Below are 13,849 nucleotides of genomic sequence, written 5' to 3' on the forward strand. Positions count from 1 at the left end.
GAGAAATAGAGGGTTTTGTTTTACATGTGAAACGAGGGGTCGGCATTTTGCATTCTGGGTCGGGATTATTGTTGTTTGTGAGGGGCCGCCTTTTGTCGGTGTGCCTGAACCGGACTTGCAATCGGTTGATCCATTTAGAAGGACTCAGGAGCTGTCGTCATTCTCCGATTGAGGAACTCAAACCATGCAGCCCAAGGCACACCAGCGATACGACCTGACGCTGCTGATGCTGTTTGTGTTGATCGTCGTGGTGTCGGGTTATTCACCCCGCAGCCGAGTGGATTGGGCACTGGAAAACTTGCTGGTGCTGTTCCTGGTGGGCGCGCTGGTGGCTGTCTCCGGCCGGTTTCGCCTGTCGGCTATATCCATCAGCCTGGTATTCGTTTTCCTATGCATTCACGAACTGGGTTCTCACTACACCTACGCCAAGGTGCCGTACGACCAATGGTGTTCAGCCTTGACCGGGGTCAGCCTCGATAAAGCGCTGGGGCTGCATCGCAATCATTTTGATCGGCTGGTCCATCTGAGTTACGGGTTGTTGATGGTTTATCCCATTCGAGAAGTGCTGGTGCGACTCACACCGTTGCGGGGTTTCTGGCTGGTGTTTATGGCGTTGAACATCATTCTGTCGACGTCGGCCATTTACGAAATGGTTGAATGGATTGGTGGCGCCTACCTGGGCGACGACACCTCGCGTGCGTTCGTCGGCGCGCAGAACGATCCCTGGGATTCACAGAAAGACATGGCGTTGGCGGTGGCTGGGGCCTTCGTCAGCGAGTGTGTGGTTTTGCTGTGCAAGCAAAAGCGCGTCGTTCCTCAGGCCCAACATTCGAATGTCGGGCGACCTCCTTCGTGATGGATCATCGTGAGATAGACTCAACTGCGAATATCCGACAGTGGGAGTGACAACGGTGGCGGGATTGCGATGGACTCGCTGATCACGGCCGCAGCGCAGGCGCTGGCGGCGGGTGATCCGCTCGGCGCGCTGAACCGGGTCGCGTTGCGCGACGATGCGCCGGCGCTGGCGTTGCGCGGCATTGCGATGGCGCAACTCGGTGATCTGGTGCGAGCCAAGGCGCTGGTGCAGAGGGCCGCGCGGGCCTTCGGGCCGAAGGAGGCCTTGGCTCGGGCGCGCTGTGTGGTCGCCGAGGCCGAGATCGCGCTGGCCTCCCGGGAGTTGGGCTGGCCGGTGAAGGCACTCGAGTCGGCGCGGGTGACGCTTGAGGCGCACGGCGATCGAATGAACGCCGCTCATGCGCGGTATCTGCAGATCCGGCGTTTGCTGCTGATCGGGCATCTCGAAGAGGCCGACGTGCTGCTCGCCGAGCTTGACCCTGCGCCATTGCCGCCGGCATTGCGCGCCGCCCACGAACTGGTCGTGACGGGGATCGCGATGCGACGACTCGAGACGAACAAGGCGCGGTCTGCACTCACAAGGGCCGAGCACGCCGCGCGCGACGCCGATATTCCTGCGCTGACGGCCGAGGTGGAAAACGCTGCCCTTGTCCTGGACACGCCCGTCGCGCGTTTGATTGCCTATGGCGAAGAACGGCCGCTGTTGCTGGATGAGGTTGAAGCGTTGCTTGCGTCCACGTCGCTGGTCGTGGACGCCTGTCGCTACGTGGTGCGTGGCGCCGGCATGTCGGTTCCCCTCGCTACACGCCCGGTCTTGTTCGCCCTCGCTCGGGCACTGGCCGAAGCGTGGCCGGCCGACGTGTCGAGGGAAACGCTGATTGCCCGGGCCTTTCGTTTGAAGCACGCCGATGAGTCCCTTCGCGCACGGTTGCGAGTCGAAGTCGGGCGACTGCGTGCGGCGCTGAAACCCTTGGCTGGCGTCACTGCAACCCAACGTGGTTTTGCTCTGGTGGCGCTGGTTGCCTCTGACGTTGTGGTGCTGGCGCCACACGTCGAAGAGAAGCACGGGTCGGTGTTTGCTTTCCTCGTCGACGGTGAGTCGTGGTCGAGCTCGGCCCTGGCCCTGGCCCTCGGCGCCAGCCAGCGCACGGTGCAACGGGCACTCGAGGAACTGGCCCGTGCGGGCAAGGTGCAGTCGTTCGGTCGCGGCCGGACGCGTCGCTGGATGACCCCGCCGGTGCCGGGTTTCGCGACGACCTTGTTACTCCCGGTGCCACTGCCGGGTGACTAGGATGAACGTCACCCACCCGTAACGAGGAATGCCAACATGAAACAGTCAGCAGCCAAAATCCTTCGTGAATATGGACCCTTTGCCGGTGTCGACAAGGTGCATGGCGTCACCTGGGACGGTCAGCACGTGTGGTTTGCCACCGGTGACAAACTCAACGCCATGGACCCTGAAAGTGGCAAGACACTGCGTTCAATCGATGTTGCCGCCCATGCCGGCACCGCCTTCGACGGCCAGCACCTGTTCCAGATCGCCGAGGACCGCATCCAGAAAATTGACCCGCAGACCGGTCGTGTACTCGCGACTATTCCGGCGCCTGGCGGCAGCGACTCAGGGCTGACGTGGGCGGAGGGGACACTGTGGGTCGGCGAGTATCGGGATCGCAAGATTCATCAGATCGATCCCGAGACTGGTGTGATTCTGCGCACCCTTGAATCCAACCGCTTTGTCACCGGGGTGACCTGGGTCGAGGGGCAGCTGTGGCATGGCACCTGGGAAGAAGACGAGAGTGAGTTACGCCATATCGATTCGACCACCGGCGAAGTGCTGGAAAGCGTGAAGCTGCCGGCCGGCGTCGGGGTATCGGGGCTTGAATCGGACGGCGGCGATCAGTTTTTCTGCGGCGGCGGTGGCAGTGGGAAGGTGAGGGCGGTGCGGCGCCCCAAATGAGGCGCCGCTCAATCACTCAAGGCGCGCCAAACAACATCGTCCAATAAACGCCTCTATCACTGCGTGCGTCCGCCGCATAGGCTGCACCCATCTGAGTAAACATCGGGTTCATCAGGTTGGCGCAATGCCCCGGGCTGGCCAGCCAGCCCGACATGGCCTTGCTCGGTGAGCCCTGGCCGGCAGCGATGTTCTCGCCGATTTGCCGGCCACGGAAACCAGCGGCTCTGGCCCGGTCTGCGGGCATGTCACCGTCGGGGTCCTGGTGTGCGAAGTAGTTGCCGTAGGCCATTGCCTTGCTATGCCCTTGCGCCGCAGCGCCCAGGGCTGCGTTCCAGGCCAATGGCCGTGCAGCGGCGAAGCGCTGACGACCGCAGAGGCGCGGTATTGAGCGTGCTGCATTGACCTGTGCCAGCAACGCTTTGCTGACGGCTCGCGTATCGCCCACACGACTGTCCAGCACGGGCTGCGCCAGCACCACCTGCCACTCACTCCGGGCGCGACTGACGCCAATGTCGGCATATTGGGTATCGAGCAACGCCCCGCAGTAATCGCTCTGGAGCATGTCGAAGGCCTCATCGGCATCCTGCGCACCGACCACACGAATCGTGCGCACGGTTACCGCCTGATAGCCAGACGCTTTCAATCGATCACGCAGACCGCCGCCATAGCCGATCGGCAAGGCCAGGTTCGACTTCAATGCCAACGGCGATAACGCTCGACCCGCGCGCCCCAAGCAGCGATCGGGGTGAGCGCGGTAGTCGTTGATGGCTTCCACCAACTGCCTTTCGGCACCGGCGTGGGCGGGGTTGGCGAACAGGGAAAACAGAGGAATGAAACAGAGCGAGGCAACGCGAACGGACAGGAGGGTTTGGCGCATGGATGAATAGCTCTGAGCGGGCAAGTGGAATTCACGGCTCGGCTATGACTGGCGCTTCAACACAAGGTTCACGGGCGCAAGAGACATATTTGCGCTGGGCGCAGGACGTCCGCCAAAGAGGACATGGAGGTGTCGTATGATGGCTTCTTTTTACCCGTCACAAGGACCCAGCCATGCCGTTAAGCAAGCGCGATCAGGCGAACATCGAGCGACGCCTGGTGGCCACCCTGACTGAGGCGTGTGAGACGGCCAAAGCGGAAGTCGTCGGGTTCTGCTGGCTGACCCACGAGGTCGATTACGATCTGTTTCCTTCCAGTCTGCGGGTCATCTGGGTCTTCGATACACAGGCCAACAAGGATCAGGCGCTGGCCAGCGGGCAGGGCGAGCGCATGCTCGAGTTGACCGCCATTGCGTTAAGCGAAGCAGACGTTCTCGTCAGCCCGGTATCGGCCCATGTGCAGTTCGATTCTGAAGAAGAATGTCAGCGCGCCAATGCCGGTAATTGGCAGCAGCGCTTGTCGCGCCCACTCACTTCGAAAACTTTCGCGCCCCGGCCACGCAAAGGATCACCGCGACGGTAACCCCCAGCATGCCGATGCTGACGTGTTCGTGAAGTAACGTGGCCGCCAGCGCCAAACCAAAAAACGGCTGTAGCAGCTGAAGCTGGCCGACGGCGGCAATCCCCCCTTGGGCCAGCCCGCGGTACCAGAATACGAAACCGACCAGCATGCTGAAGATCGATACGTAAGCCAGGCTGAGCCACGCGGATGGGGTAATTCCCGAGAACGAAGCAGGGGCCAGAAACCAGGTCAGCGGGACCATAACGGGCAGCGACAGCAGCAAAGCCCAAGAGATCACCTGCCAGCCTCCCAGTGTTCTTGAAAGTTTTGCGCCTTCCGCATAACCCAGCCCGCAGGCGAGGATGGCCAGCAGCATGAGAATGTCGCCGGTCGGAGAGGCGGTCAGGCCTTGCGAGACGGCAAATCCCACGACCAACGCGCTGCCCAGCACCGAGAAGAACCAGAACACCGGCCGGGGACGCTCCCCGCCGCGCAACACGCCGAACACCGCAGTGGCGAGTGGCAACAAGCCAACGAAGACGATCGAATGAGCCGACGTCACGTACTGCAGCGCCAGCGCCGTCAGCAGCGGAAACCCTACTACAACGCCCATTGCCACGATCACCAAGGGCAAAAGCTGACGCTTGGCGGGACGTTTTTCTTTAAACAGCACCAGCATGCACAGCGCCAGAAGTCCGGCAATCGTCGCTCGGGCAACGGTCAGGAAAACCGGGTCGAATTCCAGCACGGCCAACCGTGTGGCCGGCAGCGAGCCGCTGAAAATCAGCACACCGATAAACCCGTTGAGCCAGCCGCTCGCGGTCTTTTCCGTCGTTGGGTTTTGCAGGGTCCGTTCCATCTGAGGGCACTCTCAATTTGCAGAGATCCATCGTATGATCGACGATCACTACAATCAAAAAATTGTCATGGATACATCTCGACATGCCTCGCTCACGGTACAAGTCATTAGTGGATGCTTTTGCGGCTGACATCCGGTCAGGCCGATTGTTGCCAGGCACGCGCTTGCCGACGCATCGTCAACTCGCGGCGACAGAAGGGCTGGCGCTGGTCACCGCCAGTCGGGTCTATGCAGAGCTCGAAGCCATGGGCCTGGTCAGCGGCGAGACGGGGCGAGGCACGTTCGTGCGGGAGACGTCGTTGCCGCCGGGCTTGGGCATCGACCAGAAAAACGTTGCTGTGGGAATGACCGACCTCAACTTCAACTATCCCTCGCTGCCAGGGCAGGCAGAACTCTTGCGAAATGCGCTGCGCCAACTCGCCTCGGGCGGTGATCTGGAGTCCCTGTTGCGCTACCAGCCACACGCCGGGCGTCTGCATGAGCGCGCCTCGGTGGCGCGCCATTTGCTCGCCCGAGGGCTGACGGTGGATCCCGAACAAGTGTTAGTGGTCAGTGGTGCCCAGCATGGGCTGGCCGTGACGATGATGGCGCTGCTGCAACCCGGTGATGTGATTGCAGCGGATGCGCTGACCTATTCAGGATTCATCGTGCTGGCCGAAGCCTTGCACCTGGAAATCGTGCCCATTCCCGTGACCGAACACGGACCTGATCTAGAGGCGTTGGACCGTCTGTGCCGGAGTCGCCGCGTGCGGGCGGTGTACTCGATGCCGACGCTGCACAATCCGCTCGGGTGGGTGATGAGTGCCGATCAGCGCGATTCGCTGGTGACGATTGCACGCAGGCATGACTTGCTCATCATCGAGGACGCCGCCTATGCCTTCCTTGCCGAGAACCCGCCGGCACCGTTGGCGCAACTCGCACCCGAGCGAACTGTTTACGTTTCAGGGCTCTCCAAGAGTGTGGCCACCGGATTGCGCGTAGGTTTCGTCGCTGCCCCGGCCGAAAAAGTGCCCGCGCTGGAGCGCACGATCAGGGCGACCACCTGGAATACCCCGGGCGTGCTGACGGCGATCGCGAGCACGTGGCTCGACGATGGCACGGTCATGCAGCTGGAAGCTGAAAAACGTCAGGATGCTCAGGCCAGGCAAACCATGGCCGCAGAAGTGCTGGCGGGCCTTCCATGTATTCGCCACCCGTCGTCCTATTTTCTTTGGTTGCCTTTGTCTGAAGATGCGAGGGCAGACCAGATCGCGGCGGCGCTGCTGCGTGAAAAAGTCGCGGTTTCAACCGCTGAGCCTTTTGCGACTTCTGCTCATGTACCGCATGCAATTCGCTTGGCGCTGGGGTCTGCGGAGATGGGCGCACTGCGTGAGGCGCTGGAAAAAGTTAAGTGGGTGATTGGTGCTTACTCATAGCCCGAAGTCGCCCACCGCCATCTATATTGAAAGGTCCAGTCCGCTGCAGGTGACGCAAGCGCCCTGACGAGGGGCGAATCCATCTAGCAAGAAGGACTGGTCGATACGCTCACAGAGGGCAATCTTTTTCATCCGGCATTTTCAATCAGGAGATCATCATGACCCAGATCGAAAAAGTACTGTACACCGCCAAAGTCCACACCACGGGTGGGCGAGACGGCGCATCACGCAGTGATGATGGACGTCTCGAAGTCAAGCTTTCGTCCCCTGGCACCAAGGGTGATGGCACCAATCCGGAGCAGTTGGTCGCCACCGGTTGGTCAGCCTGCTTCATCGGTGCGATGCAGGTCGCTGCCGGCAAAATGAAGGTCACGCTCCCGCCTGACCTGGCCATTGACGCCGAAGTTGACCTGGGCACCAACGCAGGCGGTTACCTCCTGCAGGCGCGCCTCAACATCAGCCTGCCGGGAATGGACCGCGAAACCGCCCGGGCGCTGGTGGATGAAGGGCACAAGCTGTGTCCGTATTCCAAAGCCACGCGGGGCAACATCAACGTCGAAATCAACCTGGTCTGAGCCGTAATACTGTTCACTTAAGGTTGGGGTGCATATCCGTTTCTGCGGTGGTGGCTGCTGGCGGTTTCGCTTTTACAGCGACTCCCTTTTGCAGACGCCCAAAAGGAAGCAAAACGCTTTGCCCCTCCATTCGGTGCCTCGCTTAGGCTCGGCATGCCGTAACGAAGGCATTACTCCGGGGGCCCGCCGCCATCGGCCATCCATGGCCGGGGGCGGCTACCGCGGCATCCTTGCCGCGGTGCCCCCTGCGCAACGCCTGCGTTCGGCCTCTGGGAAAGGGGCAGGCAGATCTAAAGCCAAAGCAAAGCAACGGCAAGATCAAAAGATCGCAGTCTCGCTTCGCTCGACAGCTCCTACAGGGAAATTGCGCATGCTCTGTAGGAGCTGCCGAAGGCTGCGATCTTTTGATCTTGATGCACCGCCCCATCGAGAGGCCGAGTGGCGGTTCTGCGCAGTGGGCAACCCGGCATGGATGGCGGCGGGCCCACGGAGCAGGACCGGAGCGAGGGCATGCCAAGCTACCGAACGAAATGTACTAACCTTCTGACGTCGAGATCGTAAAGGGCGCCATGCGCCGCCCGACCTCCGCCCACGCCATTCTCACCTCAGCTGAGGTATGAAGATGAAGCACACATTCGCGGTCGCTATAGCGACCCTCGCGCTTTGCGTCTCGGCCCTCGCCAGCGCCGCTCCCACCGCCGATCCCAAGGCCATTCAGCCCTTCCACGTCAATATTGCGGACAAGGAACTCGCCGATCTGCGCAACCGTATCGCGGCGACCCGCTGGCCGGACAAAGAGACGGTTTCCGATCGATCACAGGGTGCGCAACTGGCACAACTGCAGGAACTGGTTCGCTACTGGGGCACGGACTACGACTGGCGCAAGGCCGAAGCGCAGCTCAATAATCTGGCGCAGTACGTGACCACCCTCGACGGGGTCGAGATCCACTTTATCTGGGTGCGCTCCCCCCACCCGAACGCTCTGCCGATGATCATGACCCACGGTTGGCCAGGCTCGGTGTTCGAGTTCATCAAAGTCGTCGGTCCACTCACTGATCCGACCGCCTACGGGGGCAATGCGGCAGATGCATTCGATGTGGTGATTCCTTCCATTCCTGGCTACGGCTTCTCCGGCAAACCAAGTGGTATTGGTTGGGATCCAGACCACATCGCGCGGGTCTGGGCGCAGCTGATGCAGCGCCTCGAATACACCCGCTACGTCGCCCAGGGTGGTGACTGGGGCGCCCCCATTACCAGCGCGATGGCGCGCCAGGCGCCGGCCGGATTGCGCGGTATTCACCTTAACCTGCCCGCCACGATACCGGCGGAAGCGAGCGCGGCGCTCGCTGTCGGCGGACCGGCGCCGGCGGGATTTTCCGAAGAGGAGCGTGCGACCTACGACGCCGTCGCCACGCTCGTCAAACAGGGGAATCTGGCGTACAGCGCGATGATGGCCGCGCGGCCGCAGATGATCGGTTACGGCGCGACGGATTCACCGGCCTTCCTCGCCGCGCTCCTGCTCGTGCATCCAGGCTTTGCCCGGTGGACATACGGCGCCGACCCCCAACAGTCGCCGACGAAGGATGAAGTGCTGGACGACATCACGCTGTACTGGCTGACGAATAGCGCCGCTTCGGCAGCAAGGCTCTATTGGGAGAACATGGGGCGAAGCCCGCTTTCTTCGGCCGCACAGAAGACCACCGAGATTTCGCTGCCGGTGGCCGTCACGGTGTTTCCAGAGGATGTCTACTGCCCGCCAGAAACATGGGCCCGGCGCGCCTATAGCAACCTGATCTACTTCCACCAGGCCGACAAGGGCGGCCACTTCGCGGCCTGGGAACAGCCGCAGCTTTTTACCGAGGAACTTCGCACGGCGTTCCGGTCGCTGCGCTAGTCGAACACCGCCACTTACAAACCATCGCCCAACACTTTGAGGTACTCGGGACTCTCGGATATCGAGTTGTGCCCCGTACCCGGTATGACCTTCAGCGACGCCACCCCCTTGGCGAAATGCGTGAAGAGCCGCTCTGTGCTGGAACGCGGTATCACTTCGTCGTGCTCAGCCGCGATCAACAGCGTGGGCACTGTGATATGGGCGGCGTACTTCCATGATTCAAAGGTGTCCTTGAGCAACCACTTCACCGGGAAGATGGGGAACTGCCGGGCGGCGAGTTCTTCAACACTGTTGTAGGGCGTGATCAGCACCAGACGCGCCGCCGGGCGTTGGCTGGCGAGGCGCACGGCAACGCCCGAGCCCAGGCTGCGACCGACCACCGTAATGTGTGGATGGGTGGCGTAGACCAGGTCAAACAAGGTCATGGCGTCGCGCGAAATCATCTCCTCGGAGGGCGATCCAGAGCTGCCACCGTAGCCTCTGTAGTGCAGCAAGTAGACGGCGTGATCGGCAAAGGCTTCGGAAAACGAAGGCAGGCTCCGGGAGACGTCCTCGGCATTCCCACCGAAATAGATCAACGCTTTGGGCCCCTCGTGCGGCCTGACGGATACCAGCACCTGAGCGTCGTCGACGGACAACGTGAGCAACGTGGCCGAGGTGTCGACAGCGCGCGGTTGCGGGAAGTAGATGAGGGCGCGCTGGAACACGAACAGCGCAGCGCAGAGCGCCAGATACACGACGGCGATGATGACGACGATTGACACCAGGATTCGTGGCATTCGGCTAACTTTAGTGGGCGGCATTGACGGCTCTGGCCTGAAGACGGCTATCGCTTGATCGCTGTCAGAGTGTAGTAGACCGAGAGCGCGACGCACCGGGAGGGCACCCATGCCCATCGCTGTTAAATGGCTCAACGTCCCGCCCTGCGAAAAAGCGGCGCTGAGGCTGTTAAGCCGTAACGCGATCTGTAGCAGCTGGCGAAGCCTGCGTCCGGCTGCGAAGCAGTCGTGAAATCAGACGATGCGGTGTTTCAGGAAGACCGCAAACTCAGGTTTTACGACTGCTTCGCAGCCGAACGCAGCCTCGCGGGCTCGGCAGCTGCTACAGATCGCGGTGCTTGTTGAGGGGCGAATGGTCGCCGGTAGCTATGCTGATGTGGCCAGCCTCGTGCGTCCGGCGCGAGACGTGCGGTGGACCGTGGCTGACAGCAAAAATGTGGAAGGGCAATTCCATGAGCCACACTGATGGCTACACGCGTCGAAAAATACTCACGCTGGCTGCCGGTGCTTCGGCGGTTTTCACCTTCGATCCGGCTTTTGCAGCATCCACGCCGTCGAGCGAAACAGGAGGCAAGAACATGCTGACCCGGGCCATTCCATCCAGCGCCGAACTACTACCGATCGTTGGGCTGGGCACGTATCGCGGCTTTGATGTCGAGCCTTCAAGCCCCGCCTACAAGCAGCTGCCTACTGTGTTGCGCGCGTTGTTCGAGAAGGGTGGGAAGGTGATCGACAGTTCGCCGATGTACGGTCGCGCCGAACAGACGACCGGTGAATTGCTGTCGATTCATGAACCGCGCTCGCCGGCGTTTCTGGCCACCAAGGTGTGGACCCGTGGCCGCGAAGAAGGCATCGCGCAGATGGAACAGTCCTTCAAACTGCTGCAGACCGACCGGATCGACCTGATGCAGATTCACAACCTGCTGGACTGGAAAACCCATCTGCCGACCTTGCGCAAATGGAAGGAAGAAGGGCGCATTCGATACATCGGCATCACCCATTACACCGCGTCGGCGTATGACGAGGTGGAAGCGGTACTCAAGGCCGAGCCATTGGACTTCTTGCAGATCAACTATGCCCTGGACGATCGCGGCGTCGAGAAACGCATCCTGCCACTGTGTCGCGAACGCGGCGTGGCGGTGATCTGCAATCGGCCCTTCGGCGGCGGTGATTTGCTCGCGCGCTTGAAGGGCAAACCGCTACCGGGATGGGCCGCGCAAGTGGGGGTCAACAGCTGGGCGCAGCTGGCGCTCAAGTTCCTGCTGACGCATTCGGCGGTGACCTGCGTCATCCCTGGTACCGGCAACCCGCGTTACATGGCGGAAAATGCCGGTGCCGGTTTCGGTCCGATGCTGACGGGAGCGCAGCGCGAGCAGTTGATCGATATTGTCGGTTAGGCGCGCTAGCGAAACCGCTCCGGGATGGCTTCGGCAAACGGATACATCGAGAAGTAGGGTCTGGCTTCGTCGATGACCCGCTGGACGGACGGTCTGTTCATCAGCCTGTCGAAATAGGCTTTCAAGTGACCGTAGTTGTCGGGAAACGGCTCAAGCGTACTGGCATAAAACAGGGCCGGGGCGGCGGCGCAATCGGCCAGGCTGAAATTTGCACTGGCGAGCCAGATTCTGGAGGCCATCTGGTGGTCGAGCATGCCGTACGCCGTCTGCAGTGTGGAACGTTCTCGGGGCAAATCGCCGTGAGCGCCGCGCAGGCGATCCAACACAATCTGTTGCAGCGGCGTCTGTAGATAGTGGTCGCACACACGGTCCCACAGACGGACCTCCAGCGCGGCGTCCCAATCGTTGGGAACGAGCGGATGTTCACCTGGATAAAATTGGTCCAGATATTCGATGATGATCGTGGTCTCCGCCACGTTGCGCTGGCGAGCGTGGTCGCAGATGACCGGGAATTTGCCGAGCGGCCACAGCGCTTGCAGCTCTGCTCTGTCTACATCGTTGGCGAGATCGATGATCCGTTTTTCGAATTCGACAGCGTTTTCGTAGAGCGCGATGAGCACTTTATGGCAGAAGGACGACAGCGGATGGTAGTAAAGAGTCAGCGACATCTCTCAGCTCCTCGAAAGGCAAGTGACCCCCATCATCATAGTCGCCGTCCAGGACGGTTAAGCGCGCGGTGCTAGACTTTCAGGGTGGGATGGACGACCGATCAACCTGATCCGGCGGTGCGAAGGTGAGAACGCTGGAGGTATGACATGACGACTCAACTGCTGGCTAAAGAACACATCAACGTGGTGGTCCGCAATTATGTAGAAGGCATGGTGTTCGCCGATGAAGCCTTGCTGCGACAGGCCTTTCATCCTTCTTGCCGCATCATTGGCCATTACGAAGAAAAGCTTGAATGGGCATCCCTGGAGGAATTTATCAGCGCGATCAAGGCCGAGGGGCCGGCAGCCAAAGAGGTCAAACCGTTTTGGGAAGTGCTCAGCATCGATGTCACGGGTGATGCCGCCGCGGTCAAAGTCACTGATGATTATCTCGGCATGCGATTTACCGATTATCTGTCGCTACTGAACATCAATTACCGCTGGATGATTGTGAACAAGCTGTATTACTTGAACGAATAGCGCGTGAGCCCGGGAGCCAAAAGCTCCCGGGAATCGTTATGCAATCAGTGCCGATCCAGCCACACCGTCTGGGCATTGCAGAATTCACGCACACCGAAATGCGAGAGTTCACGGCCAAACCCGCTTTTCTTCACGCCGCCAAAGGTGACGCGTGGGTCGGAGGCGCAATAGCCATTGATAAACACGCCACCGGTTTCCAGTTCACCGGCCATCTGTTCGGCAAGCTCGACGTTGCGTGTGTAAATGGTTGAGGCCAGGCCGAACTCACTGTCATTCGCCAGTGCCAGTGCATGGGCAGCATCGCGCGCCGTGATGATCGAGGCCACCGGGCCAAACAGTTCCTGTTTGAACGAGGTCATCTGGTCGGTGACATCACCGAAGACCGTGGGCTCGTAAAAATTGCCGGCGCCTTCAGCCTTCTTGCCGCCCATCAACAACGTCGCGCCTTCTTCCAGGGTGTCGCGCACCTGTTGATCCAGTTCATCACGCAGATCAAAGCGGGCCATGGGGCCGATGTAGGTGTTGGCGGCCAGTGGATCGCCGACCACCAGATTTTGCGTGGCTTCGACGAACTTGCGCGTGAATTCCTCGACGATGCCTTGCTCGACGATCAAGCGTTTGGCGGCCGCGCAGACTTGCCCGGTGTTTTGGTAACGGCCAATCACGGCGGCTTTGACCGCTTCGTCGAGGTCGGCATCGTTGAGCACGATGAACGGATCGGAGCCGCCCAGTTCCAGTACACACTTCTTCAGCGCCGCGCCGGCTTGAGCGCCGATGGCGATGCCGGCTCGCACGCTGCCAGTGAGGGTCACCGCCGCGATGCGGGGATCGGCGATCGCGGTGGAGACGCCGTCGGGCGTGACGTTGATGACCTCGAACACGCCTTCAGGGAAGTCGGCTTGCTTGAAGGCTTCCCGCAACAGATAGGCGCTGCCCATCACGTTCGGAGCATGTTTGAGTATGTAGGTGTTGCCGGCGATCAATGCTGGAACGGCGCCGCGCAGGACCTGCCAGATCGGGAAGTTCCACGGCATCACCGCGAGAATCGGGCCGAGCGGGCGATACTCAATGCGCGCTTTTCCACCTTCAACCAGCGTCGGCTCAGCGCTCAGCATCGCCGGGCCGTGTTCGGCGTACCATTCGCAGAGCTGCGCGCACTTTTCGATTTCGCCGCGCGCCTGAGTGATTGGCTTGCCCATTTCCAGGGTGATCATGTTCGCCATCGCGGCGGCGTTGTTGCGCAATGCCTGAGCCAGGGCGATCAACAACTGCGAACGTTGATCAACCGGTTTGCTGCGCCAGGCGCGAAACCCGGCAGCAGCGCGGGACAGGGCGTCGTCCAGTGCCGATGCGGATTCGAAAGGGTAGTGGCCGATCTGCTCGCCGTTGGCGGGGTTGATCGAAATGGCATGAGTGAGGCTGGAAACTTGAGTCATGGCACCGTCCTGCGAGGTGGGGATGCGCTCAGGTTACGGTGGCGTTCGTTTTCTGGAA

Annotated in this window: 14 protein-coding genes; 9 read left to right on the top strand and 5 right to left on the bottom strand. The window is 61.0% G+C overall.

Going from position 1 to position 13,849, the window contains the following annotated elements; genetic code table 11:
• The first annotated feature begins 184 nt into the window (after positions 1-184).
• From KGB23_RS13360 to KGB23_RS13370, 3 genes are all read left to right on the top strand, one after another.
• On the top strand, positions 185-856 hold the full coding sequence (locus tag KGB23_RS13360; RefSeq protein WP_223431412.1) for a DUF2238 domain-containing protein: 672 nt from the start codon (positions 185-187) through the stop codon (positions 854-856).
• A 69-nt stretch (positions 857-925) separates the two neighbouring features.
• Positions 926-2,146, top strand: coding sequence for a helix-turn-helix domain-containing protein (locus tag KGB23_RS13365; RefSeq protein ID WP_223431413.1), 1,221 nt, complete (start codon positions 926-928; stop codon positions 2,144-2,146).
• A gap of 36 nt (positions 2,147-2,182) precedes the next feature.
• The gene (locus tag KGB23_RS13370) at positions 2,183-2,812 is read left to right on the top strand and encodes a PQQ-binding-like beta-propeller repeat protein (protein WP_223431414.1); all 630 of its coding nucleotides are present in this window, start codon (positions 2,183-2,185) and stop codon (positions 2,810-2,812) included.
• A gap of 16 nt (positions 2,813-2,828) precedes the next feature.
• Here the strand turns inward: KGB23_RS13370 and KGB23_RS13375 are convergent, their stop codons facing one another.
• Positions 2,829-3,689, bottom strand: coding sequence for a CAP domain-containing protein (locus tag KGB23_RS13375; protein WP_223431415.1), 861 nt, complete (start codon positions 3,687-3,689; stop codon positions 2,829-2,831).
• A 173-nt stretch (positions 3,690-3,862) separates the two neighbouring features.
• On the opposite strand from KGB23_RS13375, the gene KGB23_RS13380 reads away from it, so the two are divergent.
• Positions 3,863-4,270 (top strand): hypothetical protein, encoded by a 408-nt coding sequence (locus KGB23_RS13380; protein ID WP_223431416.1) that lies wholly within the window; start codon positions 3,863-3,865, stop codon positions 4,268-4,270.
• Here the strand turns inward: KGB23_RS13380 and KGB23_RS13385 are convergent.
• On the bottom strand, positions 4,218-5,108 hold the full coding sequence (locus KGB23_RS13385) for a DMT family transporter (protein WP_223431417.1): 891 nt from the start codon (positions 5,106-5,108) through the stop codon (positions 4,218-4,220). The two genes, KGB23_RS13380 and KGB23_RS13385, sit on opposite strands and share 53 nt — an antisense overlap.
• A gap of 83 nt (positions 5,109-5,191) precedes the next feature.
• Between KGB23_RS13385 and KGB23_RS13390 the strand changes: the two genes are divergently transcribed.
• From KGB23_RS13390 to KGB23_RS13400, 3 genes are all read left to right on the top strand, one after another.
• Entirely contained in the window at positions 5,192-6,523 is a 1,332-nt protein-coding gene (locus KGB23_RS13390; RefSeq protein ID WP_223431418.1) for a PLP-dependent aminotransferase family protein, read from the top strand.
• 158 nt (positions 6,524-6,681) lie between these two features.
• Positions 6,682-7,098 (top strand): organic hydroperoxide resistance protein, encoded by a 417-nt coding sequence (locus KGB23_RS13395; RefSeq protein ID WP_223431419.1) that lies wholly within the window; start codon positions 6,682-6,684, stop codon positions 7,096-7,098.
• A gap of 622 nt (positions 7,099-7,720) precedes the next feature.
• Positions 7,721-8,992, top strand: coding sequence for an epoxide hydrolase family protein (locus KGB23_RS13400; RefSeq protein WP_223431420.1), 1,272 nt, complete (start codon positions 7,721-7,723; stop codon positions 8,990-8,992).
• 14 nt (positions 8,993-9,006) lie between these two features.
• Here KGB23_RS13400 and KGB23_RS13405 read toward each other — a convergent pair whose 3' ends face one another.
• On the bottom strand, positions 9,007-9,795 hold the full coding sequence (locus KGB23_RS13405; RefSeq protein ID WP_223431421.1) for an alpha/beta hydrolase: 789 nt from the start codon (positions 9,793-9,795) through the stop codon (positions 9,007-9,009).
• Positions 9,796-10,223: 428 nt separating this feature from the next.
• On the opposite strand from KGB23_RS13405, the gene KGB23_RS13410 reads away from it, so the two are divergent.
• A complete protein-coding gene (locus KGB23_RS13410; RefSeq protein WP_223431422.1) occupies positions 10,224-11,168 on the top strand; it encodes an aldo/keto reductase in 945 nt (314 codons plus the stop codon).
• 5 nt (positions 11,169-11,173) lie between these two features.
• On the opposite strand, the gene KGB23_RS13415 is transcribed toward KGB23_RS13410, so the two are convergent.
• The gene (locus KGB23_RS13415) at positions 11,174-11,836 is read right to left on the bottom strand and encodes a glutathione S-transferase family protein (protein ID WP_223431423.1); all 663 of its coding nucleotides are present in this window, start codon (positions 11,834-11,836) and stop codon (positions 11,174-11,176) included.
• 147 nt (positions 11,837-11,983) lie between these two features.
• Between KGB23_RS13415 and KGB23_RS13420 the strand changes: the two genes are divergently transcribed.
• Positions 11,984-12,355 carry a nuclear transport factor 2 family protein gene (locus KGB23_RS13420; RefSeq protein WP_056745311.1) on the top strand — a complete coding sequence of 124 codons (372 nt, stop codon included), beginning with the start codon at positions 11,984-11,986 and terminating at the stop codon, positions 12,353-12,355.
• A gap of 44 nt (positions 12,356-12,399) precedes the next feature.
• Here KGB23_RS13420 and KGB23_RS13425 read toward each other — a convergent pair whose 3' ends face one another.
• Positions 12,400-13,791: an aldehyde dehydrogenase family protein gene (locus KGB23_RS13425; protein ID WP_223431424.1), complete on the bottom strand. Its 1,392-nt coding sequence runs from the start codon at positions 13,789-13,791 to the stop codon at positions 12,400-12,402.
• Positions 13,792-13,849: the final 58 nt, after the last annotated feature.

The sequence above is a fragment of the Pseudomonas sp. GL-B-26 genome (assembly GCF_019947405.1).
GTDB lineage: Bacteria > Pseudomonadota > Gammaproteobacteria > Pseudomonadales > Pseudomonadaceae > Aquipseudomonas.

Bases quoted from the DNA above. Each gene is read 5' to 3' on its own strand.
- KGB23_RS13360 (WP_223431412.1), top strand. From the start codon at position 185: ATGCAGCCCAAGGCACACCAGCGATACGACCTGACGCTGCTGATGCTG.
- KGB23_RS13365 (WP_223431413.1), top strand. From the start codon at position 926: ATGGACTCGCTGATCACGGCCGCAGCGCAGGCGCTGGCGGCGGGTGAT.
- KGB23_RS13370 (WP_223431414.1), top strand. From the start codon at position 2,183: ATGAAACAGTCAGCAGCCAAAATCCTTCGTGAATATGGACCCTTTGCC.
- KGB23_RS13375 (WP_223431415.1), bottom strand. From the start codon at position 3,689: ATGCGCCAAACCCTCCTGTCCGTTCGCGTTGCCTCGCTCTGTTTCATT.
- KGB23_RS13380 (WP_223431416.1), top strand. From the start codon at position 3,863: ATGCCGTTAAGCAAGCGCGATCAGGCGAACATCGAGCGACGCCTGGTG.
- KGB23_RS13385 (WP_223431417.1), bottom strand. From the start codon at position 5,108: ATGGAACGGACCCTGCAAAACCCAACGACGGAAAAGACCGCGAGCGGC.
- KGB23_RS13390 (WP_223431418.1), top strand. From the start codon at position 5,192: ATGCCTCGCTCACGGTACAAGTCATTAGTGGATGCTTTTGCGGCTGAC.
- KGB23_RS13395 (WP_223431419.1), top strand. From the start codon at position 6,682: ATGACCCAGATCGAAAAAGTACTGTACACCGCCAAAGTCCACACCACG.
- KGB23_RS13400 (WP_223431420.1), top strand. From the start codon at position 7,721: ATGAAGCACACATTCGCGGTCGCTATAGCGACCCTCGCGCTTTGCGTC.
- KGB23_RS13405 (WP_223431421.1), bottom strand. From the start codon at position 9,795: ATGCCGCCCACTAAAGTTAGCCGAATGCCACGAATCCTGGTGTCAATC.
- KGB23_RS13410 (WP_223431422.1), top strand. From the start codon at position 10,224: ATGAGCCACACTGATGGCTACACGCGTCGAAAAATACTCACGCTGGCT.
- KGB23_RS13415 (WP_223431423.1), bottom strand. From the start codon at position 11,836: ATGTCGCTGACTCTTTACTACCATCCGCTGTCGTCCTTCTGCCATAAA.
- KGB23_RS13420 (WP_056745311.1), top strand. From the start codon at position 11,984: ATGACGACTCAACTGCTGGCTAAAGAACACATCAACGTGGTGGTCCGC.
- KGB23_RS13425 (WP_223431424.1), bottom strand. From the start codon at position 13,791: ATGACTCAAGTTTCCAGCCTCACTCATGCCATTTCGATCAACCCCGCC.